Here is a 24,053-nt window from a genome sequence, read left to right as displayed (position 1 = left end):
GTAAGAGTGGAACCTAGCAGATTATCAATATTGGTATTAAGTGCGTTATTTTCAGGCCAAGTCTTGGCCGATGTAAAATATCAAATCGAACTCGTTAAACCCGAGCATCATATCGCCCAAGTGAGCGTGACTTTTCCTGAGGTGCAGAGCACCGATTTTACGGTTAACTTGCCAGTGTGGCGCACGGGTAAATATCAAGTGTTACCTTTGGCCGATGGCGTGCGTTTATTTAGTGCTAAAGACAGTCAAGGTGTTGAACTGCCTTGGAAACGCACGGCGAGTGGCGAATGGCAAGTTGCGCTCAGCGCGCCAACCCGTGTTACCGTTAGTTATCAGTTGTATGCCAATGAATTAGGCCAAAGAGTGCGCCATATAGATGCGAGCCATGCTTTTTTAGATGCCAGCGGCGTATTTATGTATAGCCCGCAGTTTCGCGCTGAGCCTGTATCGGTTCAATTAAACGTCCCTGAAACTTGGCAAAGTTATTCGGGTATGGCATCAGGGATATTGGCACACTCTTTTATTGCACCTAGTTACGATGTATTAATTGATTCCCCAATTGAAACCGGAGTGAGTACTCATAAGCAGTTCAGCGCTAATGGCAAAAACTATGAGTTAGTATTTTGGGGAGAGGGTAATTATGACACCGATAAAATCGTTAAGGATTTAACTGCGTTAAGTGGTCAGGTTAAGGCAATTTGGGGGGATTATCCTTTTGACCGTTATGTGTATATGGTGCATGCCACCAATGGTGCCAGTGGCGCGACAGAACACTTAAATTCTACCGTTATCCAATTACCACGTTTTAGTTTCCGTGAGCGCAAAGATTACCTACGCTTTATCGGTACGGCATCCCATGAGTTTATTCATACTTGGAACGTGAAGGCATATCGCCCAGAAGGGCTAGTGCCTTACGATTATCAGCATGAAAATATGACTGAATTACTGTGGATGGCCGAAGGCTCTACTAGCTATTTCCAAGGCCAGCTGTTGCTACGTGCTGGGGTGATGACGGCGAAAGAGTTTTTTGAGGATTTAGCTAAACGTGTTGAAAAAAATCAACTCAATCCAGGGCGTGAAACCCAATCAGTAGCCGAAGCAAGTACAGGAGAGTGGAGCAGCACGGGTGGTGATTATGCCATTAACCACAGTGTTAATATTTACTCTGAGGGTTACTTAACCTCTCTGGCCTTAGATTTTTCACTGTTGCAAGACACTAAGCTTAAGCATTCTTACCGTGATGTGCACCGTCGTTTATATCAAGACTACCGTGTGCCAAAAGGTTATGCGGTGAGCGATGTGCAGCATATTCTCAAAGATTTATCTGGCAAAGATTATGCGCCTTGGTGGCAAGCAAACGTGAATAGCCCTATGAGCTTAGATTTCCCTGAGTTGTTAGCGCAAGCTGGGCTTGTTATGTCCTATGGCAAAGATTCAAAAACTGAAGCCTTTGCCGGCATGACGTTAAGTAGCACCCATGGCTCTTTATTATTAGACCAAGTACTACGTAATGGCCCCGCGTGGCAAGCGGGCATAACCGCAGGCGATGAAGTATTAGCCATAAATGGCCTTAAGGTAACCGCGTCTGGTTTTGATAAGCGTATTAACGATTTTAAAGCTGGTGATAGCATTGAAGTGACATTGTTTAGTAACGATAAAATCAAACAAGTTACGCTTGCACTCGGTGAGCAGCAAAGCGGTGCACTGGTGCTAAAAGGGGAAGCTAAAGCCACAAAGCAGCAAAAAGCCTTTTTTAAGGCTTGGTTGGGTATTGATTGGCCATTTGATAATAAAGGCGAGTTAGCAATTAAGGTTTAATGTTCATTTTTAACCCTTCAGACTTAATCTGTTAAGTGTTAAAAACGGTTTTTTTGAATTACTATTTAACGGTTTAATTATCATGAAAAAGGCGTAGCTATCGTTAGGATGGCTGCGCCTTTTCTTTGTTTATGTTTGATTCATACTAACAAATAAATTGCCGATTCAATCGGTTTCACTCGTTTTCTTAACCTTGTGCGTCTTCAAGCCCACCAAGGGCTGCCACAAGTGCATGTATCAGCGCGACTAATTCGCTGCCCATTAAGGCAAAGTCAGCATCTAAACGCGCCATTGGGTCGTCAGTACCTACCTCATCGTTACCTGCTCTAAACTCTTCTGAGAATTTAAGGCGTTTCACGCTGGCATCCGATTGTAATAATAGTGCAATTGATTGGCCAAAATGCAGCGCTAACTTATGTACTTGCTTGCCTGTTGCAAGGTGAGCTAACACTTCGTCTTCTTTTAAATCCTGTTGCTTAAAACGTACAATTCCGCCCTCATCAGCTTCGGATTTAAGCTCTGCCTCATCTTGCATTTCAAAGGGTAATGGCGCGCTGCCCAGCTTTAGCCATTCAGTTAAATTGGCTTCGACTGGCACTTTAAAACTCAATGGGATCACCGGTAAACTTCCCAGCGCTTTGCGTAATAATGCTAATAACTCTTCAGCCTTAGTGGCACTTGAGCTGTCAACGAGGATCATTTCTAATTCTGGTAAAATCAAGGCGTGGGTTTGGCTACGACGCGAGAAAGCGCGTGGTAGTAAACTGGTGATGATTTCCTCTTTCATCGCATCTTTTTCTTTTTTTGTCAGTTTGCGATTTTCTTCATCTTCAATGAGCGCAACTTTTTCTTCTAAGACTTCTTTGATGACTTGGCCAGGGAGAATTTTATCTTCTTTTGTCACACAGATCAGGTGGCGATTGTCGGCGCTGTGTACCAACGAGCTGCCTTTTTTACCTAACGCGTTAGAAAAACCAAATTTACTGACATCTTGGCTTGAACATGGCGAAAAAGTGAAATCGGCCAACGCAGTTTCTAGCGCTTCGGTTTCGACGGCAAAAGGTTTATTGAAACGATAAAGAGTAAGATTTTTAAACCACATAAGAGGCGCTCATTGAAAATTAAAGTGGCAGTTTACGGCATAGTTTGAGCGGGGTAAACCTGTGTTCAACAGCTGATTTTTAGCGACAGATCAAAATTCATCAAACTGTAATATAAGAATTACCTCAGCTACAGCCCTTATTTTTACTGGGTTTTTTGCCAGGTTTAGTGTCAGTTTTTTTACCTTGCAAACTAAACGGTCACAAATGAAATAAAACTGAAACACATTCATTGCACACTTTCGGTCGTTCCAAACCAATAACCAAGACGAACATAACGTCCAAAGGATTAAATGATGAACGTTTTTAGTAAAACTCTACTTGCTTCTGCGCTAGCCTCTGCAACTCTGGCTTCGGCTTATGCCGCTGAGCCACTTACTGTGTATGGTAAGTTGAATGTCACTGCTCAATCAAATGATGAGAAAGGTGATGCAACAACAACGATTCAAAGTAATGCTTCTCGTTTTGGTGTGAAGGGTGATTTTGCGTTGTCTAACTCGTTAGAAGCTTTCTACACAGTGGAATATCAAGTTGATACGGGGGCAGCATCAAGCGATAACTTCACTGCACGTAACCAATTTGTTGGTTTGAAAGGCGCCTTTGGTTCGTTCTCAGTGGGGCGTAATGATACCTTGTTGAAAATTTCTCAAGGTGATGTTGATCAGTTTAACGACCTTTCAGGTGACTTAGGTAAACTGTTCAAGGGTGAAGTTCGCGCTGCTCAAACGGCGACTTACCTTACACCTTCCTTTGGTGATTTTGTATTCGGTGTTACCTATGTTGCCGAAGGAAATGATGTAAAAGGTCAATTTGCTCAAGATGGTTTTAGTGTCGCGGCCATGTATGGCGATGCGAAACTAAAGAAAACCCCCGTTTATGCATCCCTTGCCTATGACTCAGATGTTTCGGGATATGAGATTGTTCGTGCCAGCTTACAAGCTAAGTTAGCCGGTATTAAACTGGGTGGTATGTACCAGCAACAAGAACAAACCTATAAATATGATTCAGCAACATCGATGCCAGTAGAAGTCACAGCAGAAAGTGCTAACGGTTATCTATTAAGTGCTGCTTATGATATTGATGCTGTTACTTTAAAAGCTCAGTTCCAAGATATGGAAGACCTTGGTGACTCATGGTCAGTCGGTGCAGATTATGCATTAGCTAAGCCGACTAAAATTCTTGCTTTTTACACTAATCGTTCGTTAGAGGCGTCTAACGATGATGATAAATATATCGGTGTTGGTTTAGAACACAAATTCTAAATTCAGCAGCAAAACTTAATTTAGGAGGCATATAGCCTCCTTTTTTATTGCTATAAACAAACAGTTATATAAACTTATTGTGACAATTATTACGACTAAATGGCATTAGTAGCGTGCTTATTCATAAATCTGTAATAAAAATGACGAATAATAGCTGTGTTGACATTCACTGACAGAAAATCACTTATGACTGCAAGGATATTGATAGTTGAAGACGAGTTAGCGATCCGTGAGATGCTGACTTTTGTAATGGAGCAGCATGGGTTTACCACCTCTGCCGCAGAAGATTTTGATTCGGCTATTGCACTACTCAAGGAGCCTTACCCCGATCTAATTTTATTAGATTGGATGTTCCCCGGTGGCAGTGGTATTCAACTGGCGAAACGTTTAAAGCAAGATGAGTTTACGCGCCAAATCCCGATCATTATGCTGACCGCGCGCGGTGAAGAGGAAGATAAAGTCAAAGGCCTTGAAGTTGGTGCCGATGACTACATCACTAAACCTTTTTCCCCTAAAGAACTGGTTGCTCGTATTAAGGCGGTATTGCGTCGTAGTGCACCAACGCGTTTAGAAGACACCATTGATGTGCAAGGATTAATGCTTGATCCTGTAAGCCATAGGGTGAGTGTGGGTGAGGCGGTATTAGAGATGGGCCCAACAGAATTTCGTTTATTACACTTTTTTATGACTCACCCTGAACGTGTCTACAGCCGCGAACAATTGCTCGATAATGTATGGGGCACAAACGTGTATGTTGAAGACAGAACCGTTGATGTGCATATTAGACGGCTGCGCAAAGCCGTCGAAGAATACGGACATGACCGCTTGATCCAGACCGTTCGTGGTGCTGGTTATCGTTTTTCTACGCGCATCTAGTACCAAATAAGTGATAGGTGCAAGTTAGCTTTTAAGCTATCTTGTGCTCCTCTTATTTAGATAAGATGTTTGGGTTTATTTATGTCTAATGCTTATTCTGGGTACCGGTTGTTTACGCGCTTAGCTGTGTTTTTACTGCTTTGTGCGTTTATAGGTTTATTGATAGGTAAGCCCCTCTGGATACTTATTATCGGCATGCTAGGATTAATTATCTGGCATTATCGGCAGCTATCTCGGCTTAACTTTTGGTTATGGCAAGATAGAAAACTCACACCGCCGCAGGGTAATGGGAGTTGGGAAGGGGTGTTTAACGGCATTTATCGCCTTCAAGGGAAAAATCGTCGACGAGTTGGTCAACTCGCCACATTGCTGGCGCGATTTCGCCAAGGTGCAGAAGCCCTACCAGATGCCGCTGTAGTGCTCGACTCAGAGCATAATATTGTATGGTGCAATAAGTTAGCGCAACTTATTCTCGGCTTTGTTTGGCCACAGGATAATGGTCAGCGTATTGATAACTTGATCCGTCATCCTGACTTTTCCGCTTATATTAAAACTGCACAATACCAAGAACCACTGGAGTTGCCCTCTCCAGTGTCTGAAAGACGGTTACTCGAAATTCGTATTATGGCTTATGGCGATAGACAATTACTGCTCATTGCACGGGATATTACCCGCATACGTCAGCTTGAAGGCATGCGTAAAGAGTTTGTCGCTAATGTGTCACATGAGCTGAAAACGCCGCTGACAGTGCTGCAGGGCTACCTCGAAATGATGCAGAGCATGGAAGAGGCCGATTCACTGAATATTAAGCCGTTGATATTAATGCAGCAGCAAACAAAGCGGATGCAATCAATGGTTGAACAGCTTTTAGTGCTATCGCGGATTGAAGATGCAGCGGATATTAACCTTGAAAATACGGTTAATATGAATCAGTTAATCGAGGTGCTTAAGGAAGAAGCAAAGGCATTGGCACAAGATAGATACGAGCTCAGTTTCTATTGCGAGCCGGGCCTTAATCCCCACGGGAATGAATTACAACTGAGAAGCGCTTGTTCTAATTTGATTTCTAATGCGATTCGGTACACAGAACCTGGCGGTAAAATCACCGTGCAGTGGCGCAGTGTTGCAAGCGGAGGGCTTTTTAGTGTCACCGACACTGGTGAAGGCATTGCTGCGCAACACACAGGACGATTAACGGAGCGTTTTTATCGAGTAGATAGTGCCCGTTCAAGGCAAACGGGCGGCAGTGGTTTAGGATTGGCGATAGTTAAACATGCGCTGAGTCATCATCACAGTGAACTCAATATCCATAGTGAAGTGGGTAAGGGTAGTATTTTTAGTTTTGTGATCCCGCAGCATCTTATCGAACGTAAAAAATAAAAATCTAGTTTTATATTATCAATATTAACAATAGGAACAGACCATTAGAGTCTGTTTTTGTTTTTAGACATTATGTTCAATAAATGACAGGAAAAAGCGAAAAAGATTACATTGTCATCTAAGTGTCACATCACGGACATAGAATTGTCATTGTAGCGATTGATACTGGCTGCGTCTGAAGAAACTTAAGTTACAAATTAGTTAGCTTATTACTGGAGCACATAATGAAACTGAAAAAACTTGTCGGCGCAATGACCCTTACAGCCGCGGGTGTATTCTCTGCCACTGCGATAGCATCGGTAGATGCATCTTTACCAACGTATGAAAAAGCCAGCGGCGTGTCAGGCAATTTATCATCGGTAGGTTCAGATACCTTAGCCAACATGATGACACTGTGGGCTGAAGAGTTTAAACATATTTATCCTAACGTGAATATTCAAATTCAGGCGGCGGGTTCTTCCACGGCGCCACCGGCATTAACTGAAGGCACCTCACAATTTGGCCCAATGAGCCGTAAGATGAAGCCTAATGAAATAGAAGCGTTTGAAAAACATTATGGCTATAAACCTACTGCTATTCGTGTTGCTATCGATGCTTTAGCTGTTTTCGTACACAAAGACAATCCAATCAAAGGCTTAAATCTTAAGCAAGTTGATGGTATTTTTTCATCTACGCATAAGTGTGGTAGCAGCGATATCCAACGTTGGGGTGATTTAGGCTTAGACGGTAACTGGTCTGCGAAAGACGTTCAGCTTTACGGTCGCAACTCGGTCTCTGGAACTTACGGTTATTTTAAAGAGCACGCCCTGTGTAAGGGGGACTTTAAAGCGAATGTGAATGAACAGCCAGGTTCAGCCTCTGTGGTGCAATCAGTATCTCAATCTTTGAATGCCATTGGTTACTCTGGAATCGGTTACAAAACGGCCGGTGTTAAAGCGGTTGCGATTGCCAAAAAAGGTAACGAGTTTATTGAAGCAACGGCTGAAAATGCGGCTAATGGTACTTATCCACTATCACGTTACTTATATGTGTATGTGAACAAGCAACCAAACAAAGACTTAGCGCCAATGGAAAAAGAATTTCTACGTTATGTTTTGTCGAAGCAAGGTCAGCAAGTGGTTGAGAAAGATGGTTATGTGACCGTACCTAAGAGTGTAGTTGCTAAAGATTTAGAACAAGTCGGTATCAGTTTGTAAACTAAAGCGCTTGATAATTAAGGATCTCCTCGGAGATCCTTTTTTGTTTTAATGATAAGTAAAATATTTTATCTAAGTTAAGCGTGCTGGCATTTTAGTTTTTTTACCGCGAATAAGCTTCAATCATTAAACAGCAATACGCTGAGATAAAGGCATAAAAAAAGCAACCTAAATAGGTTGCTGTAAATTCCAAATCGGAATCTTGGGATGGTCGCGCTAGAAACCATCTAAAGGAGAATGATGATGAACACAAACAATCATTACAAAAATTCGGTTCATAATATCAGACTCAACATAACTAAATTAGTTCAGTGAAACGGTGAAATATTTTAAATATTTATTTTTAATTCGCTCGCATACACGCTTAACTAAGCTGTATGCACCCATTGGCGCTAACTATAATTATAGCTGTAACTGTAACTATAGTTGTGACGGTTGCGAATGCAGATCCCATGGGCGACGTATATAATACGGATGGTTACAAAAAAGTCGCCTGCAACATGTCAATAACGTCATAGAAAGCGTGATTGTCATTTGCTTCTGAACAAATTTGCCGTTGATAATCCAACCCTACTATCAAGTATTAAACGCAGCGCTATAGCAATACGGCGCTGTAATATCAGAACTTAGCTACCGAGGCGACAGTGGTCCAATCAATGCACAATCAGTTAAAGCCAAATAAGCGAGCTACAGGCAGATTAACCAATAGCCCCACTTTAGATTTAACCCAAGATTACCATTCTTTTGCTAACACTGAACAAGTGCAAGTCACCCATGTATCTTTGGACTTAGTGGTCGATTTTGACGTGCAGTGTCTTTCTGGTTACGCGACGTTGTCTTTAAAATACCTTCAACATAATGTGACTGAATTGTGGCTGGATAGCCGAGATTTGACCGTGCTTTCTGTCACAACCGTTAATGGTGAACCGCTTGATTATGTTTTTAGTGAAGTGAGTTACATTTTAGGGCAAAAGCTGTGTATCAATTTGCTAAAGCCAGATTGTGAGAAGGTTTGTATTCACTATCAAACCTCTCCCGCAGCGCAAGGGCTACAGTGGCTAATGCCCGAACAAACAGCAGGTAAACATTTACCTTATCTTTTTAGCCAGTCCCAACCCATTAATGCTCGCAGTTGGATCCCCTTGCAAGATACGCCGAAGGCACGCATTACTTTTGATGCTAAGGTGCAAGTGCCTAAAGGATTGCGGGCAGTGATGAGTGCGATGAATGCTCCCGAAACACCACTTGATGGTGTGTTTTATTTTGAAATGGAATTGCCTATTCCCACGCATTTAATGGCGTTGGCGGTGGGTGATATTGCTTTCAAAGCAGTTGGCCCAAGGTGCGGCGTATATGCTGAACCGAACATGCTCAGTGCTGCCGCTGCGGAGTTTGAAGATACCGAATATATGCTGGAGGTTGCCGAATCATTACTCGGTCCTTACGCGTGGGATCGCTACGACATGCTTATTTTGCCACCGAGTTTTCCCTTTGGTGGTATGGAAAATCCCCGTTTAGCATTTTTAACGCCCACACTAATCGCGGGTGATAAGAGTTTAGTCTCCACCGTCGCCCATGAGCTAGCGCATTCGTGGACCGGTAATTTAGTGAGTAATGCGACTTGGCGTGATCTTTGGTTAAATGAAGGTTTTACCACTTATTTTACTAATCGCATCGTCGAAGCTGTTTACGGTAAAGAACAAGCTGAACTTGAGTGGGTGCTTGAGTTTGGTCGCTTAAAAGAGGAAGCGGTATCTTTGCCTAAGGATAAGCAAACCTTACCTGCCAATGTACAGCTGGACGATCCTAACTTAGCTTTTAATCGTTTTACTTACGATAAAGCGTCAATGTTCGTCCATGATTTAGAGCGCAGACTCGGACGAGTAGAGTTCGATAAATTCTTATTCAACTACGTGAAATATTTTGCTTTTCAGGCGATTACGACTGAAGTGTTTGTCGAGTATGCACAGCAAACCTTAGTGCAATTACACCCAGATAAAATTACTGAAACTGAGTTGTTAACTTGGGTTTATGGTGTAGGTTTACCCAAGGATTATTGTGCTCCGACGTCATCGAGTTTAGATAAAGTGGATGATGCCCTCGCGCATTTTTTGCAAGGTACTGCCGCAACTCACTTAATTGTTAAGGGATGGCGAGTACATCATTGGCAATATTTTCTGACTCAATTACCTGAGGTCATCAGCCAAGTGCAATTGATGGATTTGGACGATACGTTCCATTTCACGCAATCCACCAATACAGAGATAGCCTGTGACTGGTTTAGGGTAGCGATTCGTAATCACTATGATCCGGTATTACCTGCCTTAAGTGCTTTTTTGACTCACATCGGTCGAGGTAAATTTGTTCGGCCTCTTTATGCAGAGCTGCAAATTGCTGGATACCATAAAGAGTTAGCTGACATTTATGCTAAAGCCCGCGCGACATATCACCCGTCGATTCAAGTGCAACTCGACAAAGCATTAAATATAAAAACTGAGTAAAAATGAACTGAGAAAAAATAAGCAAAAAAAATGGCAACCAATGGTTGCCACAAGTAAATCAGTGCGGAATACAAATAGAATTCAGTGCGCTAGCGTGTTTTCTATTGTGTCCCAAAGGGAGATGATGATGAACGATCAACAAATTAGTCAAAATGCGATAAAACAGAAACTGTGTCATTTGAAATGATGAAACGATAAACAATCTCATGGTTCAATGTGCATTTAATCTTATCTATTAACCCTTACCTATACTCAGAGTCATGGTTTTTAATTAAGTTCCTTTAGAACAGAAAAAATATGATCTTTTTGCAAAATTCCTATTGCACAACAATGAGTACATTTATTTTACAAATTGATGTGCAGATAAAAAAAGGCAACCAAATGGTTGCCTAGTGACCTATTACTAGATCAAGGGAGCTGCGCTAGAAGCTCCAGGGAGATGATGAACATGAAAAAGACATTCACTGTTCAATACATTTGAGGGCGCGTGTACGGTTAAGTTCCATAAAAAATTAAAAATAAATTTAAAAATAAATAAGTTTAATCATTTCAAGTTTATAAAACGTTATTTTAATAGAGCGGCAATTTTACTTTCGAGTGCTTCTGGTTTCGTCGTTGATGCAAAACGCTCAATTGCCTCACCTTGCCGGTTGATTAAAAACTTAGTGAAATTCCATTTTATAGCTTCAGTACCTAATATGCCTGGGGCTGCTTTTTTAAGGTATTGATACAGAGGATGAGTATGTTCGCCATTAACCTCTACTTTTGAAAACAGTGGAAACGTCACACCAAAGTTGAGTTCGCAGAAAGCTTGGATATTCTGTTCGTCAGCTTTTTCTTGGGCGCCAAATTGATTACAAGGAAACCCCAAAATTACAAATCCTTTGTCTTTGTATTGTTGATACAGTATTTCTAATCCTTTGTATTGCGGTGTAAATCCACACTCACTGGCTGTATTTACGATCAAAAGCACTTTGTCATGATACTGGTCTAAGCTTACTGTGTTGCCCTGAATATCTATTGCTGACTGGCTGTATATATTCGTCGTCATATTCACCTCCATTAAGTTCTAGTTGCAAGCATAAACTTAAATATCAATATGCACAATATAATTGCGCGCAACTTATTTGTGCGTTTGCTAATTTACTTAACTATCAATATAGTTACGATAATTTTGTAGCTAAAGATAAGGGCGTCTGTGTGACAGAACATGAGGCCGAATATGAGACCAATATGCCAACTGATGTGGGTCAAGTTGTTCAACAACTCACTGAAGCGGAAGGCGAAGAGCAAGCGGAAGTATTCAATGAAATCTTAAATGATTCAGAGCCAGGCACTATTGCGCTAGCCCTTGAATCCTTGCCATTAGATGAACGTTATGAGCGATGGCAACAAATTGAGTTTGCTGACCGCGTAACGGTATTGAGCTTAATGCGCGCAGATCCTCGTATGGGAATCCTTAATCGGATGCCCACTGAAGAAGTGGATTTGCTATTCGCACAGTTAAGTCCAGAAGACTTGATTGAGTGGAGTGACTATCTTCCTGAGAGTTTTACCGATCGTGCTTTAGCGCAAATGGGCGAACGCCAGCGACAACGATTTGAGTTATATGATAAATATTCAGAGAATGAAATCGGTCGCTATACCGATCATCAAATGTTGGTGCTCAGTGATAAGGCCAGCGTTGCTCAGGCACAGCGTTTTTTCCGTCGTATAGAACTCGACTGTAACGATAATTTGTTTATCGTCGATGATAAAGACAGGTATCAAGGTACCGTTCGTCGTTATGATATTTTTAAACACAATCCCGATGAATTATTGATTTCATTATTGGCTGATGACAGTCGCGCTTTATCTGCCGACACCAGTTTACTTGAAGCTGCTGAAGCGATTGAGCATAGCCGTGAAATTGAATTGCCTATAATCGACGACGCAGGCGAGCTTATTGGTCGAGTTACCTTACGTACTGCAACCGCATTAGTACGCGAGCACTATGAAGCGCAATTGATGGCAACTGCTGGTATGGATGAATCCGATGACTTGTTCGCGCCGATTATGAAAGGCGCTCAGCGCCGTGCTGTGTGGCTCGGAATAAACTTGCTGACGGCTTTTCTCGCCTCCGCGACCATAGGTTTATTTGAAAACGTATTATCTCAAGTTGTCGCTCTAGCCGTATTAATGCCGATAGTGGCATCTATGGGGGGTATCGCGGGCAGTCAGTCGTTGACGCTGATGATCCGCGGTATGGCTATGGGACAGATATCAGCGGGTAACCTCTTTTCATTGATGAAGAACGAACTGGGTATTGGTATCGTTAATGGACTGTTGTGGGCTGTTGTTATCGGATTAGTCGCAGGTTGGTGGTTTAATGAAGTTACAATTGGCATTGTGATAGGCAGTGCAATTCTTATCAATATGGCCGTTGCGGCGATAGCTGGCGTTGTGGTGCCTATGGTGTTGCAAAAGTTTAAGCAAGATGCGGCGCTGTCAGGGTCAGTGATATTAACTACGGTAACTGATGTGATTGGCTTTTTTACTTTTTTAGGGGTGGCTACGTTACTGTATCTCTAAAATCACGCAGTGTATCGTGGCGGTTAGCACGATACACTCGTTGCTGAATGAGCATTCGTATTTATCACCGTTTGATTTGAGTTACCTTATGAGCAAAATTAATTTTGTGATCAGTAATGTACCTGTTGAGTTAGCTTTAGCAGCACAGTTAATCGATAATCGCGATGATAATGCCCACCCTCTTAACCATAAAGATTTTTATAAATCTCGAGCCGTTATCTTAGCTAAAACGGTCGCGGGAGATATTATTGGTTGTGCTGCGATTAAAGCGGGAGAGGGTATTGTCGGTGAGTTGGGTTATTTGGTGGTATCGCGTCACTATAGGCGGCAGGGAATTGCCCAGCAGCTTACCCAAAAGCGTATCGAAGTCGCACAAACGCTGGGTATTTCTATTTTATATGCCACGATTCGTGACGAAAATGTTGCAAGTAAAGCAAATTTACTCAAGGTGGGTTTTCAATTTTGGCGTGACTATTTGAGTATTCGTGGCACGGGTAATACCGTAGGATGGTATTTTTTAGCGCTAACAGATGATATTGATGCAAGTAAGGTGATGCAGTCTTTGGTCGGCGATCGTATTCCTATAGTGTAATGTTAATTCAGTGATGTAACTTGGTTTGTTTTGTGTGCGCAAATTGCTTACTACTTGTTTTTTGGTTATGAGTTATCTCCATTTTTCAATATTTAACAGTAAAAAAGCTGATTTTCTCTGTTGATTCGGTATGATCTGCGCTTATTACCCACAGTCATTATAGAGGTGTTTTTTATGGCTAAGTTCAAAGTGGCAAGTGTCTTATTATTGAGTGCAGCGGCGCTGCAAGTGAATGCTTCAGAATTTAATCTCGGGTTGAACAATGATGTTGTTTATACAGAATTAGAACTGCAACTAAGCAAAGATACCAATGCAGTGTTAAATTATATCTACGGAGATGAGAGCGGCCATATTGCTCAAGGTGCAATGCATATGACCCATGATTCGGGTGTGCATCATGTTGAAGTGGGCGCACAGTTAAGCCAGCTTTGGGCTGATTATGCGCCCAATGGTAGCGCGCTGTCTGTTGGCGGTCGTTATGTACTCACGATGGGACCAAAAATTTCTTTACATGCTGCGGCTTATTATGCGCCTTCAGTTTTGTCTTTTGGTAATGTTGATGGCCATTATGAGCTAGATTCAAAAGTGCAATATCGTGTAACGCCAAATATGGCACTGTATGTCGGTTACCGTAAAATTGCCTTTGAATATGATCACGCGCGTGATTTTACCTTTGAAGATGGTGTTTATATTGGTGGTAAATATCGCTTTTAAGTGATTATTCATTACTTATAAAAATCGGCTAAGGGCAACCTTAGCCGATTTTTTTATTGGTAAACATTTTGACCCGTGTATTCAATCATAATGAACTGTTATCAGTTGAGACATTGAGTAGAATTTTGAATAGCTTATGTACTGCTACAAAATTTACTTCATCTTGAGTGTGTACTCTGCACTGATTATTTATTAGCCGCGATTTAGTGGAGGAATTCGATGAATAATAACGTTGGGGGAGTAAATGAATTAGCAAGTTGCAATGACTGCAACTTGCTCGGATTTGGTCAACTTTCATAAAGCACAAATTTATTTAGGTAAACTCGCTAAAAACACGTTATTTGGTTTTATTCTGATAAACATTCACCTCTGTATCGTCCGAATAACTTCGCTTTGTATCTCTACGGCGTTGTTTTACACGCTTGCTTTTTTGTTTACCTTTGACGTTATCGCCCCATGGCGCATCATCGTCGTCAAATTCATAAGAGTGTGACATGGTCAAAATTCCAAAAATACCTGTGCCATTTGCAGCACCCGATCTTTTTACCCAAAGGTGAGATGAAGCTAAAGCGAAATATTTCATCATTGATGGTGAAATATTTTGTACAAGAGCGATATCTTGACTCTGGAATGAGCTAAATAGGAGGGATGTTGAAGGTGAGAATATTTATCCACATGATAAATAACGAATAAATTGATGAGCATTGAAAAGATTATTATACGTTTAAAATAAGCGCCCAGAATTTAGGGCGCGAAGTTTTGATATAAAATAATGAGTTAGTGTTACTGACTGCGTTGCATACGCGCGACGAACATACCATCACTGTTAGCCTCAAAGGGCTACACGGTCAACATTTCTGTTTGTTCACCGCTAAAAGGGTGGCGTATCGGCGTGAGAATGAACTCTGGATGTTGCTGTAAAAACGCCGTCACCACGTCTTGGTTCTCTATGGGCGACAAGGAGCAAGTGGCGTAAACGAGGATGCCGCCGGCCTTAACTGCGCGGCTACTGCGGCTTAAAATATCAAGTTGTAACGCGGCTTTATCGGCCACAGATTCAACACCATCCAACCAGCGCATATCAGGATTACGTCGCCAAGTGCCTGTGCAACTGCACGGTGCATCGACTAATACACCGTCGAAATGAGCCGTAGGTACGGGTAGGGCATCACTTTTCCAACGGGCTACGCTAATGCCGTTAAAATGGGCTCTTTGAGCACGTTTAGTGAGTTCTTCTAGGGCATTGGAGCGAATATCGGATGATATGATACTGCCCGTAGATAGCGTTTGCTTATCAGTAGCTTTAGCTAACATCAAAGAGCGCAACTGCAGGGTTTTTCCGCCGGCACCGCTACAGGCATCCCACCAATGGGCATCGGGTTCTGGCACGCAAATTTGTCCTATGACCTGTGAAGCCAAATCTTGGATCTCAATGTTACCGTCTTTATACAGGGCTATTTCATTAAGATTCATGCTCTTGCTGCCAAGATTGATGGTATCGCTAAAGTAATGACCATAACTTGCGTCTATGCCGAGCACTTGAAGTTGTGTCGCCGCATCTTGGCTAGTGATCCCTTGCGCGCGTCCCCAAATCGGTGGGCGACTAGACATCGCGGCAATGAGTTGTGTTTGCTGCGCTGTATCAACAGGGCACACTTGCCAGAACCAATCGGGTAATAAATCCTGTGGTTTAAACTCAGTTACGGGGAATAAATACTGCATTAGCGTTAGTTTGTTATCGATACTTTCAACGGCAAGTGCTTGAGCTTGCTGAAAATCGATAGTCGATTGCGATAACTCATGCCAAGCCCTGGCGATATCTTGCCAAGCATGGGCTTCCAATAGGGCGCTGGCGCTTAGGCTGGCAAAATAAACAGCAGATTCTTGCTGATCACCTAATCGCTGAAACCATCCCCACCAGCGAAACAGACTAAACAAGGATTCACGGATGACTTTACGATCCTTAGAGCCGTGTTTTTTATGTTCTCTAAAGTAATTTGCCAGAATACGGTCGGCGGGCATTTTACTGCTTTGAATTTCATCGAATAATTGCTTAATTGTACTGGCGTAACTAAGTGCACGTTTTTGTGCGGGCGTGTTTGTTTGAACATTTAACACTGATGATGTGTTTGAGTTAGATGCTTTACCGGATGAAAAGCTGCTTGGATTACCCATAAATTTAGCCTAGATCATGCTTCTGTGACAGCGCCTTATGCGAGAGGCATGGCGGTAACAGAGGTGAAAAAATAAGTGGCGCAGAGTGTAGCAGTTTTGCCCGATAACAGGCAGTAAAAAAGCCCTGAATTAGCCTGAGCCAAAGGGGCTTTTATGGTTGAGTCAGTCAGACTCATAATGCATTTAGCCGTTAACGGTTATTTGCAGGCTATTGGCGCAATTGCCATTTAGCCAATGGCTATTTAGTCACCATCTTTTGGATTTGTTTAGCCCGTTCTTCATCGCTCATTTCCACCGGTGGCGGCGTGACTATGCCTTTTTGGCACGCAGGTCTGAGCGCTAACTCATCTAACCAACGTTGCAAATGCGTCAGCCCGTCCATATTGATGCCGCTCCACTCGTGGATACGTACCCAAGGCCAAGTAGCGATGTCGGCAATTGTGTATTCGTCACCTGCAAGATATTGATTTGTCGCGAGTTGAGTATTCATGACTTCGAATAAACGTCTGCCTTCTTTTTGATAACGGTCAATGGCAGCGGGGATTTTTTCAGGGAAATATCGGAAGAATACGTTTGCCTGCCCCATCATGGGGCCGACGCCGCTCATTTGAAACATTAACCATTGGATCACCTGTGAGCGTTTTTTCGGTTCGGCAGGCAGGAATTTACCTGTTTTTTCGGCGAGATACAGCAGAATTGCACCCGATTCGAATACCACAAAATCTTCATTGTCGCGGTCGATAATGGCTGGAATTCGACCATTAGGATTAATGGCAATGAACTCAGGTTGTTTTTGCTCATTAGTGCTGAAATCTAGCTTGTGGACACGATACTCTAGCCCCATTTCTTCCAGTGCGATGGAGATTTTAAAACCGTTAGGGGTCGCGGCAGTGTATAAATCGATCATGATGATTCCTTTAGATTATAACGCTTATAGTTACTCACTTTAGTACCCATTTAGGCATTCGTGCTGCTATTTTTTAGGGGTTAATGACACTATGGCTGGACGCTGCGCCATAGTGATGAACCAAGCTTTAAGATGCGGCAAGCTGTCGGTGACTTCAATGTCTAAATTCTTAATAAAGCTGATAAAAACATAAGCCGAAATATCGGCAATGCTGAATTTGTCGCCCGCCATAAACGGGGACTTTCCTAATTTTTGGTTTAAGGTCGGTAGAAAGTCAATGACCCTTTGGCGTGATTCTGTACCCCAAGACTCGATACAGTTTTCCCTATCTTTATAGACGCCGCTTAAATTACGAAAAGCCTGAAAGCCGACCATTAAGCCTTGTAACTCTATGATGCGTTGCCACATTTCTACTTTGGCGCGCTCAAGTGGCGTATTACCAAACAGCGAGTGAACACTTGGGTGGATTTCTTCTAAATAGCGGCAAATAGCAACGGATTCACACAGGTAGCTGCCATCATCGAGTTCGAGTAATGGAATGCGGCCATTTACACTTTTGGCTTTAAATTCGGTACTTAAATTCTCTCCTCCGCGGATATCGACGTTCACTCTTGGCACTTCTATGCCTTTTTCCGCAAGAAAAATACTGACGCGACGCGCGCTGGGAGTTGGAGCTAATTCGTAGAGTTTCATCTAAAGTCCTGTAGTTTTTATCTGTGCTTTATGCTCGATTTGAGCATATAAGGCTTTAACGGAACGATCGGTTAGGATAAAATTTACGCCATATCTAAACGATCAGTCAAGAATGATTTGCCCCTCAACTTTCTGTTGTAAAGAGGAGTGTGGTAAAGAGGAATGGTAAAGCTGATCGTGAGCGCGTATTCAAGAGATTAGGTCGCAGGCTTATGGCACGAAGTTGTAATTTTGATCGGCAGGAAAAACTCATATTAGCGATGGAGCTTTTTTGGCAAAAGGGCTTTGCCGAAACATCTATTTCCGATCTTGTTGGCCATTTAGGCATTAATCGATTTAGCCTTTATAACAGTTTCGGCGACAAGCAAAAGCTATACCGCGAGTGCCTCAGTTTCTACCTCGATAACTACTCCTTTGGCGCCTCAGATACCCTGCTGCATGAAAAAGCGGGCTTGGTTGAAATAGAAGCTTATCTAGCGCGCTTTGTTGCCCTGCAGCGGGAACAAAAATACGGCTGTTTTATGCAAAATGCCGTGTTAGAAAAGAGCCTCGACGATGAGAGTGTACTGCAGGAATGTCAGCGGTTATTTTGCCGATTACAGACCTCATTCACCCAAGTGTTGCAGGACTGCCAAGCGCGAGGCGAGTTATTGGTCAATGTACAGCCGCATCAGGTCGCTGCATTTTTAGTACTGCAATTACAAGGAATTAGAGTGTTAGGTAAAGCGGGCGAATATGAACTGCTAGACAATGCATTCGCAGTATTGCAGGGCTACTTAGGTACTTTAAATACAAAAGTTTAAGTACAGTTTAACTACAAATGCTTAAGTGGAAATCATGCCGTTTAACAGCAAAAGTTGCTGTTTAAATGGCCTAGGTTTTGCCTAGGCCATTTTGCTTTTAGCAATCTATTTTTAACGGTCTATTTTTACAAATCAATTGGTTAAAAGTCTATTGTCTAGAAATCCAAGTCCAGCGCGAAACACAAATAGGCCATTAATTGAGTGCAATGCGCAAATTGCTCTGTGCAAAAACTGGCGGCATCTGGGCGGCAGAGCTCCTCAAAGGCGATATTTTTTATAGCGATAAAATCTTTGCGTTTTAGCTCTGCCAGCATAGGGTGGTTTTTATCAAACCCCTTTGGTGGACGAATTAAATTATCACCCTCCATATTAAATCCATGACTCTGCAAGGTTTGTAGTGCCTTTTTATAGCCGTTGGGATTCTCATCGATGCAAGTGCGAATGGCATTTAAGGCTTTCGATTCTGGGTGCCAAATCCCCGCAGCAATAAAACAGCTATCTTCGGCAATGTGTAAGTACAGCCCCGGCGCATGCACGTCTTTACCCTGAAAATGACGAAATTGAATGCCGACATTGGTTTTGTAAGGTGTTTTATCCTTGCTGAAACGGCTGTCTCGCTGGGGGCGCATCAGACTGCCACCGACTTTTTTCGGCACGGCCGTCAGCCGAGGTGAGAGGCCGAGAATACTGGGCTGCATTTGTTCGATAAACTGCAGCGCAGGGGTTCGCACTGTCTCTTCGTATTCCGTCTGATGGGCTTTAAACCAGTCGCGGGAGCTGTTTTGCGCCAGTTGATTTAAAAATTGCAAACACGCAGCGCTGAACGTTGCACCTGTCGCAATAGGGATTTTAGTCGTGAGCGTGGCCATTATCATTGAACCTTATTAATGCATTTGAAATGAGTGCAAACAGCCTGGATGCAAGCAGGGCGAACGTGAGGAAAACCTGCTGTATATTCACTCGTACAGCAAGACCGTGCACTCTTAAGAGGATGAAAGGCTGTCAAATATGGCACTAATACTGCCATTCTTCGGCAAGATCTTCACTTAAATTTTTTGGATTGCGCCACTTCTACCTTGTTTTCAACCAGCCAGTTATTTACACGTAAAGCCAAGTGAGAACTATTCTCACCTTGTTGATTGATGCCTATAATGCCGGCCTATTTTTAGATTAGCTTGTTAATAGGAATACGTTAAATGGGTTGCCTGCCTAAGTTTGGAAAATGGAAAGTGAATAGAAATCTGTCGCTCATGGGATTATGTTTGTTACCCTCAATACCGTTGTACGCAGTTGAGGTATTGGGCGAGCCTAAGGTTGAGCCAATTGAAATCCTGCAGGTTCATGGGCAGCAATATCGTAGGGCCATCACAGTCGCTAAACCCGGTGAAGCAATTATTTCCATGGAACAAATCGAGGAGATGCAGGCAACGACCTTTGCCGAAGTGATTGATGATATGGCAGGGGCGCATATCGATGGTGGCACCCGCAGCGGCGGTGAGCGGATAAATATCTGGGGTTTTGGCGAGACTGAAGATTTTAGCGTTTATGTAGATAATGCCCCAGTGGGATTTGAGCAGTATCGCTATAGCTCATTTTTTCTCGATCCTGACCTCATTAAACGAGTGGAAGTGATTAAAGGTGCCCATGATGTGCGCTCGGGTAATGGTGCTTTTGGTGGCGCCATGTATGTAGTCACTAAATCGGCCGATGACTTTCTCAAATACGATCAAGCGGTTGGCGCTCGAGTCAAAACCAGCTACGCCAGCAATAATGACGCTATGGGTTATACGGGGACTGTCTATGGCAGGGTCAATCCACATTTATCGGGGTTGTTGCACCTTACACGCCGTGATGCGGGAGATGTGACTTTAGCCAATGGCGATGAGTTTGAATATTCGGGCTATGAGCAAGATAACTATCTAGGCAAGATTGATTATGAGCAGGGCGAGCACCAACTTGCCTTGAGTGTGACCCATTATCTTGATGAAGGCCGCAAACCTTGGGCTAATCGCCGTGGCCCCATGCCTGCCATCTCAGACTACAACATCAAAAAGTATGGCTCCTACGAGCAGGCGCTGTATGCCACTACCGCCTACAACACCTATGAAGACAACACTTGGTCTGCCAATTATCGTTATTCGCCAAGCAATCCGCTGATCGATACCCAAGTGGTGATCTCCCATTCGGCGAATGCGCGCCACTGGGTAAGACCCGATATCGCGTGGGAAAAAATGACGGTTTCCGTAGGTAATTTCGGCCACGAATCTTGGCTAGACTACAAACGTGATTATATAGATATCAATAACTTGAGTTTGATTGGCGATCACGAGATCACCACTGGATTACAATACCGCAGTCTCGACCGCACTTCGCTTGTGTTTAACAAGAGTTATGAGAAGAATCCTGAGAAAAACTTTGGCTGGTATACACCTTATTATCAACCTGAAGGTCGCCAAGACACCTATGCCGTGTATGTTCGCGATGCGATTCATCTCACCAATGACTTAACTGTCACTCCCTCGCTACGATATGATTTTATCTACAGCATAGGTCGGCCAAATATTGCGCCAGATTATAACGATATCAACGCAGGTCACGACTATAGCTCGACTCACCACTCGGGGTTCTCACCAAGATTAGGCATAGATTACCAGCTGACAAACTACGCTCGGTTAAACTTTGATTACGCCTATAGTCTGCAAGCCCCTGTGGTGGATGAGATTTACGCAGTGCAATATGCAAAAGCCAGCATAACCGGCACGAGTCGCGATATCGATGTCGAACGCTTACACGCTTTTAAATTAGGGTTGATGACGCAGCACCAGCATCTGCTTGCCAATGATGATGCATTGTCGACACAGCTGACTCTGTTTGCCAACCTAGGCCGCGATGATATCGCCCAGCGCCGTGGGGCTAAGTCTGATAAAACCCAGTTAATTCAGAGTGGTTATACTAATCTTGATGGTTACCATATTTACGGTGCCGATTTTGAGGCCCAATATCGCTATCAAGACGTGTTCAGTGATCTGGCGGTTTCATGGCTGCAAGGTCAACACAATGGGTCACTCAGAGATAGCCAAGATGACGACGAGTATTTAGCTAACATAGCACCGCTCGATATTCGTCTGCGTTTAGGCATGTATGTTACTGATGATATTTCAGTGGCTTGGCAGGGCGCTTGGTATGATGCGCAAACCAATGTTCCCCATGACGATATCTTTAATGCCGAATCGCCGAGCGAAAATTACTTTCTGCAGAACCTGTATCTCGCCTATGAACCTCAAGCCAGTTTAAAGGGATTGAGTGTGCGTTTAATGGTGAAAAACCTCACCAATCTGCAAGTGGTGCCGTTTCTCTCCGATGGGATCCCTGCTGCGGGGCGCGATATTCGCTTGAGTTTAGCCTATGAATTTTAAAGATTAATCACCAAGGTGATGTGGGAATAGTTTATAAAACTTATAAAAAATAGGGTTATATTGCCTCAGCCCCCTGCCGAAAAAAGCCGGTTTATGGCATAATCCGCGTTTTACTAGGCATATAGAACAGAAAAATGACTGAAAATGAATTGCTAAGTCGCTGTGGCGGCAAGTGTGAACTGTGTGGTAGCGAGCTTGAACTCTCTATTTATGATCTGCCGGCTTCAGATGGTCATGAAAATGAGATCATGATTTGTGAAACTTGCAGTGGCCAAATTGCGGTAGCGGATACTATGGACATGAACCACTGGCGTTGTCTGAACGACAGCATGTGGAGCCCAGTACCAGCAGTTCAAGTGATGTCATATCGTATGCTTAAGCGCTTAAATGGCGAAGGTTGGGCGCAAGATTTACTGGATATGCTGTATCTTGAAGATGATGTCAAAGCGTGGGGCGATGCTGAAGTTGCCGCCGCAGGTGACGACACTACTCCAACCTTAGACAGTAATGGTGCCGTAATCAACGCTGGCGATACGGTAGTGATTATCAAAGATTTAAACGTGAAAGGTACTAGCTTTGTGGCTAAGCGCGGCACAGCTGTGCGTAACATTGCGTTGACCAACAACCCAGAACATATCGAAGGCCGTGTTAACGGTACTCGTATCGTGATCCTGACGTGTTTTGTTAAAAAGTCTTAACGGCTTCGCGCTAATTAATACTATTTATCAATAATCAATACGATAAAAGCCGCCTAATTTGTTTTAATTAGGCGGCTTTTTTATGTTATGAGCATCATTTTATAGAAAATAATTGAACATCATTGCGGGTATTGGCGTGTATAACTCAATGGATTAAATTGTCGCGACAGCAACCACGCTATAATGCTTAATCCGGCAAGCAATAGCCAAGCGCTATCAAAACGATGAAAATGATCGCGGATCATCCCCGCAATCCAAGGTGATATGGCTGCAATGGTATAACCCACTCCTTGCACAAAAGCGGTTAATTTACCCGCTAACATCGGATTTTTTTGATGATCCATAGTCACAATTAAGCCCAGTGGAAAAATTCCGCCGATGCCTAATCCAGTCAGTCCAGCCCATAAAAACAATGAGATGGATGGAGCAAGCGCAAGCCCTATAAAACCAATCAGCTGTAATAGGCAAAGTAGCGCGATAATAGTGCGTCTATCGGTTGATTTATGTGCCCACCAAGGAAACACTAATCCAGCAACCACTTGCATACTGGTCAAAAAACCGAGCACTAAACCTGATTGAGTTTGGCTATAACCCAGTTCGGTGGCATAAGGGGCAAGCCAAGCCAGTGCGCAAACATAACAACTGGTACCTAAAGCAAAAAATATCGCTAATACCCAGCTACGAGAAAAACGCCAAAAACGATATTCAGCAAGAGGAAGCACTGTGTTATTTTGTTGTATTGTAAGGCGTTTAACCATTAGCCACAGTGCTAATGCTATAACCGCTAACCAAGTCCAATGACCTAAACCTGCTCGCCATCCATAATTGATACTGATATAAGAAACACTACTGGCAGATAATGCCGCGCCAGCCATGATCGCTGTAACATACAAGCCCATCATTACCGGTGCACGCTCACCGAAATTTTGTTTAATCATGGTTGGCATAATCGTTTGAATCAGCGCAATACCGACCCCAGCCAGTAATGCTGAACTAATCAACCAAGTGGCGTCAATTGCCCAAAATCGCATTGCTGTAGCAATAACGAGCAGAGAAATCGAACTGGTCATCACCAAATTAAAGCCTAAGCGTTTAACAATGCTAAAACCGACAAAGCAGCCTAATCCCATCGCTAGAACAGGCAATAATGTCAGCATAGAGGCTAAGGTAAAACTTAATGTAATATCCTGTTGTATTGTCGGTAACAGTGGCCCCACAGACGCAAGAATGGGGCGCAAATTGAGGCCAATAAGGATAAAAGCGAAGCCGAGTAGCAATAAATTCGCTTTCTCAGACTGGGTTGATGGCATGGGTTTCTCCAATGAAAACGGATATAAGCTTACCAAAAGTC

Annotated in this window: 20 protein-coding genes; 12 read left to right on the top strand and 8 right to left on the bottom strand. The window is 43.1% G+C overall.

What is annotated here, in order from left to right; all coding sequences use genetic code 11:
- The first annotated feature begins 6 nt into the window (after window positions 1-6).
- Window positions 7-1,818, top strand: coding sequence for a M61 family metallopeptidase (locus tag BW947_RS03030; RefSeq protein ID WP_076496847.1), 1,812 nt, complete (start codon window positions 7-9; stop codon window positions 1,816-1,818).
- A 187-nt stretch (window positions 1,819-2,005) separates the two neighbouring features.
- Here the strand turns inward: BW947_RS03030 and rdgC are convergent, their stop codons facing one another.
- Entirely contained in the window at window positions 2,006-2,920 is a 915-nt protein-coding gene (gene rdgC, locus BW947_RS03025; protein WP_076496846.1) for a recombination-associated protein RdgC, read from the bottom strand.
- Window positions 2,921-3,211: 291 nt separating this feature from the next.
- On the opposite strand from rdgC, the gene BW947_RS03020 reads away from it, so the two are divergent.
- From BW947_RS03020 to BW947_RS03000, 5 genes are all read left to right on the top strand, one after another.
- Window positions 3,212-4,180 carry a porin gene (locus tag BW947_RS03020; protein WP_076496845.1) on the top strand — a complete coding sequence of 323 codons (969 nt, stop codon included), beginning with the start codon at window positions 3,212-3,214 and terminating at the stop codon, window positions 4,178-4,180.
- 186 nt (window positions 4,181-4,366) lie between these two features.
- On the top strand, window positions 4,367-5,056 hold the full coding sequence (gene phoB, locus BW947_RS03015) for a phosphate regulon transcriptional regulator PhoB (RefSeq protein ID WP_076496844.1): 690 nt from the start codon (window positions 4,367-4,369) through the stop codon (window positions 5,054-5,056).
- 81 nt (window positions 5,057-5,137) lie between these two features.
- Window positions 5,138-6,436, top strand: a complete 1,299-nt coding sequence (gene phoR / locus BW947_RS03010; RefSeq protein ID WP_076496843.1) for a phosphate regulon sensor histidine kinase PhoR — start codon at window positions 5,138-5,140, stop codon at window positions 6,434-6,436.
- A gap of 224 nt (window positions 6,437-6,660) precedes the next feature.
- The gene (locus tag BW947_RS03005; RefSeq protein ID WP_076496842.1) at window positions 6,661-7,632 is read left to right on the top strand and encodes a PstS family phosphate ABC transporter substrate-binding protein; all 972 of its coding nucleotides are present in this window, start codon (window positions 6,661-6,663) and stop codon (window positions 7,630-7,632) included.
- Window positions 7,633-8,288: 656 nt separating this feature from the next.
- Window positions 8,289-10,133 (top strand): M1 family metallopeptidase, encoded by a 1,845-nt coding sequence (locus BW947_RS03000; RefSeq protein ID WP_076496841.1) that lies wholly within the window; start codon window positions 8,289-8,291, stop codon window positions 10,131-10,133.
- A gap of 565 nt (window positions 10,134-10,698) precedes the next feature.
- On the opposite strand, the gene BW947_RS02995 is transcribed toward BW947_RS03000, so the two are convergent.
- Window positions 10,699-11,184 carry a glutathione peroxidase gene (locus BW947_RS02995; RefSeq protein WP_076496840.1) on the bottom strand — a complete coding sequence of 162 codons (486 nt, stop codon included), beginning with the start codon at window positions 11,182-11,184 and terminating at the stop codon, window positions 10,699-10,701.
- A gap of 149 nt (window positions 11,185-11,333) precedes the next feature.
- Here BW947_RS02995 and BW947_RS02990 point away from each other — a divergent pair, with 149 nt between their 5' ends.
- The 3 genes from BW947_RS02990 to BW947_RS02980 all read left to right on the top strand — a co-directional run bounded on the left by BW947_RS02990 (window position 11,334) and on the right by BW947_RS02980 (window position 14,010).
- The gene (locus tag BW947_RS02990) at window positions 11,334-12,704 is read left to right on the top strand and encodes a magnesium transporter (protein ID WP_076496839.1); all 1,371 of its coding nucleotides are present in this window, start codon (window positions 11,334-11,336) and stop codon (window positions 12,702-12,704) included.
- A gap of 88 nt (window positions 12,705-12,792) precedes the next feature.
- A complete protein-coding gene (locus tag BW947_RS02985; protein WP_076496838.1) occupies window positions 12,793-13,296 on the top strand; it encodes a GNAT family N-acetyltransferase in 504 nt (167 codons plus the stop codon).
- Window positions 13,297-13,470: 174 nt separating this feature from the next.
- The gene (locus BW947_RS02980; protein WP_076496837.1) at window positions 13,471-14,010 is read left to right on the top strand and encodes a YfaZ family outer membrane protein; all 540 of its coding nucleotides are present in this window, start codon (window positions 13,471-13,473) and stop codon (window positions 14,008-14,010) included.
- A 337-nt stretch (window positions 14,011-14,347) separates the two neighbouring features.
- Here BW947_RS02980 and BW947_RS02975 read toward each other — a convergent pair whose 3' ends face one another.
- The 4 genes from BW947_RS02975 to BW947_RS02960 form a co-directional block, all read right to left on the bottom strand.
- The gene (locus tag BW947_RS02975; RefSeq protein ID WP_076496836.1) at window positions 14,348-14,506 is read right to left on the bottom strand and encodes a small highly charged protein; all 159 of its coding nucleotides are present in this window, start codon (window positions 14,504-14,506) and stop codon (window positions 14,348-14,350) included.
- Between the two features lie 344 nt (window positions 14,507-14,850).
- A complete protein-coding gene (locus BW947_RS02970; protein WP_076496835.1) occupies window positions 14,851-16,185 on the bottom strand; it encodes an RsmB/NOP family class I SAM-dependent RNA methyltransferase in 1,335 nt (444 codons plus the stop codon).
- 238 nt (window positions 16,186-16,423) lie between these two features.
- Window positions 16,424-17,092, bottom strand: coding sequence for a glutathione S-transferase family protein (locus tag BW947_RS02965; protein WP_076496834.1), 669 nt, complete (start codon window positions 17,090-17,092; stop codon window positions 16,424-16,426).
- A 66-nt stretch (window positions 17,093-17,158) separates the two neighbouring features.
- On the bottom strand, window positions 17,159-17,785 hold the full coding sequence (locus BW947_RS02960; protein ID WP_076496833.1) for a glutathione S-transferase family protein: 627 nt from the start codon (window positions 17,783-17,785) through the stop codon (window positions 17,159-17,161).
- A 212-nt stretch (window positions 17,786-17,997) separates the two neighbouring features.
- Here BW947_RS02960 and BW947_RS02955 point away from each other — a divergent pair, with 212 nt between their 5' ends.
- On the top strand, window positions 17,998-18,588 hold the full coding sequence (locus tag BW947_RS02955; protein ID WP_076496832.1) for a TetR/AcrR family transcriptional regulator: 591 nt from the start codon (window positions 17,998-18,000) through the stop codon (window positions 18,586-18,588).
- A gap of 155 nt (window positions 18,589-18,743) precedes the next feature.
- On the opposite strand, the gene BW947_RS02950 is transcribed toward BW947_RS02955, so the two are convergent.
- A complete protein-coding gene (locus BW947_RS02950) occupies window positions 18,744-19,457 on the bottom strand; it encodes a DUF2461 domain-containing protein (protein ID WP_076496831.1) in 714 nt (237 codons plus the stop codon).
- A 327-nt stretch (window positions 19,458-19,784) separates the two neighbouring features.
- Between BW947_RS02950 and BW947_RS02945 the strand changes: the two genes are divergently transcribed.
- The gene (locus tag BW947_RS02945) at window positions 19,785-22,004 is read left to right on the top strand and encodes a TonB-dependent receptor domain-containing protein (RefSeq protein WP_076496830.1); all 2,220 of its coding nucleotides are present in this window, start codon (window positions 19,785-19,787) and stop codon (window positions 22,002-22,004) included.
- A gap of 134 nt (window positions 22,005-22,138) precedes the next feature.
- Window positions 22,139-22,702, top strand: a complete 564-nt coding sequence (locus BW947_RS02940; protein ID WP_076496829.1) for a PhnA domain-containing protein — start codon at window positions 22,139-22,141, stop codon at window positions 22,700-22,702.
- Window positions 22,703-22,821: 119 nt separating this feature from the next.
- Here the strand turns inward: BW947_RS02940 and BW947_RS02935 are convergent, their stop codons facing one another.
- A complete protein-coding gene (locus BW947_RS02935) occupies window positions 22,822-24,012 on the bottom strand; it encodes an MFS transporter (RefSeq protein ID WP_076496828.1) in 1,191 nt (396 codons plus the stop codon).
- Between the last annotated feature and the right edge of the window lie 41 nt (window positions 24,013-24,053).

Origin of the sequence: Shewanella morhuae (assembly GCF_900156405.1) — a bacterium.
GTDB lineage: Bacteria > Pseudomonadota > Gammaproteobacteria > Enterobacterales > Shewanellaceae > Shewanella > Shewanella morhuae.
The sequence above is the reverse complement of the archived record's forward strand: the minus strand, read 5'-3'. Positions and strand labels throughout refer to the sequence as shown.

What these genes read in the sequence shown, in the direction of transcription:
- rdgC (WP_076496846.1), bottom strand. Translation starts at nt 2,920, where the DNA reads ATGTGGTTTAAAAATCTTACTCTTTATCGTTTCAATAAACCTTTTGCC.
- BW947_RS03020 (WP_076496845.1), top strand. Translation starts at nt 3,212, where the DNA reads ATGATGAACGTTTTTAGTAAAACTCTACTTGCTTCTGCGCTAGCCTCT.
- phoB (WP_076496844.1), top strand. Translation starts at nt 4,367, where the DNA reads ATGACTGCAAGGATATTGATAGTTGAAGACGAGTTAGCGATCCGTGAG.
- phoR (WP_076496843.1), top strand. Translation starts at nt 5,138, where the DNA reads ATGTCTAATGCTTATTCTGGGTACCGGTTGTTTACGCGCTTAGCTGTG.
- BW947_RS03005 (WP_076496842.1), top strand. Translation starts at nt 6,661, where the DNA reads ATGAAACTGAAAAAACTTGTCGGCGCAATGACCCTTACAGCCGCGGGT.
- BW947_RS03000 (WP_076496841.1), top strand. Translation starts at nt 8,289, where the DNA reads ATGCACAATCAGTTAAAGCCAAATAAGCGAGCTACAGGCAGATTAACC.
- BW947_RS02995 (WP_076496840.1), bottom strand. Translation starts at nt 11,184, where the DNA reads ATGACGACGAATATATACAGCCAGTCAGCAATAGATATTCAGGGCAAC.
- BW947_RS02985 (WP_076496838.1), top strand. Translation starts at nt 12,793, where the DNA reads ATGAGCAAAATTAATTTTGTGATCAGTAATGTACCTGTTGAGTTAGCT.
- BW947_RS02980 (WP_076496837.1), top strand. Translation starts at nt 13,471, where the DNA reads ATGGCTAAGTTCAAAGTGGCAAGTGTCTTATTATTGAGTGCAGCGGCG.
- BW947_RS02975 (WP_076496836.1), bottom strand. Translation starts at nt 14,506, where the DNA reads ATGTCACACTCTTATGAATTTGACGACGATGATGCGCCATGGGGCGAT.
- BW947_RS02970 (WP_076496835.1), bottom strand. Translation starts at nt 16,185, where the DNA reads ATGGGTAATCCAAGCAGCTTTTCATCCGGTAAAGCATCTAACTCAAAC.
- BW947_RS02965 (WP_076496834.1), bottom strand. Translation starts at nt 17,092, where the DNA reads ATGATCGATTTATACACTGCCGCGACCCCTAACGGTTTTAAAATCTCC.
- BW947_RS02960 (WP_076496833.1), bottom strand. Translation starts at nt 17,785, where the DNA reads ATGAAACTCTACGAATTAGCTCCAACTCCCAGCGCGCGTCGCGTCAGT.
- BW947_RS02955 (WP_076496832.1), top strand. Translation starts at nt 17,998, where the DNA reads ATGGCACGAAGTTGTAATTTTGATCGGCAGGAAAAACTCATATTAGCG.
- BW947_RS02950 (WP_076496831.1), bottom strand. Translation starts at nt 19,457, where the DNA reads ATGGCCACGCTCACGACTAAAATCCCTATTGCGACAGGTGCAACGTTC.
- BW947_RS02945 (WP_076496830.1), top strand. Translation starts at nt 19,785, where the DNA reads ATGGGTTGCCTGCCTAAGTTTGGAAAATGGAAAGTGAATAGAAATCTG.
- BW947_RS02940 (WP_076496829.1), top strand. Translation starts at nt 22,139, where the DNA reads ATGACTGAAAATGAATTGCTAAGTCGCTGTGGCGGCAAGTGTGAACTG.
- BW947_RS02935 (WP_076496828.1), bottom strand. Translation starts at nt 24,012, where the DNA reads ATGCCATCAACCCAGTCTGAGAAAGCGAATTTATTGCTACTCGGCTTC.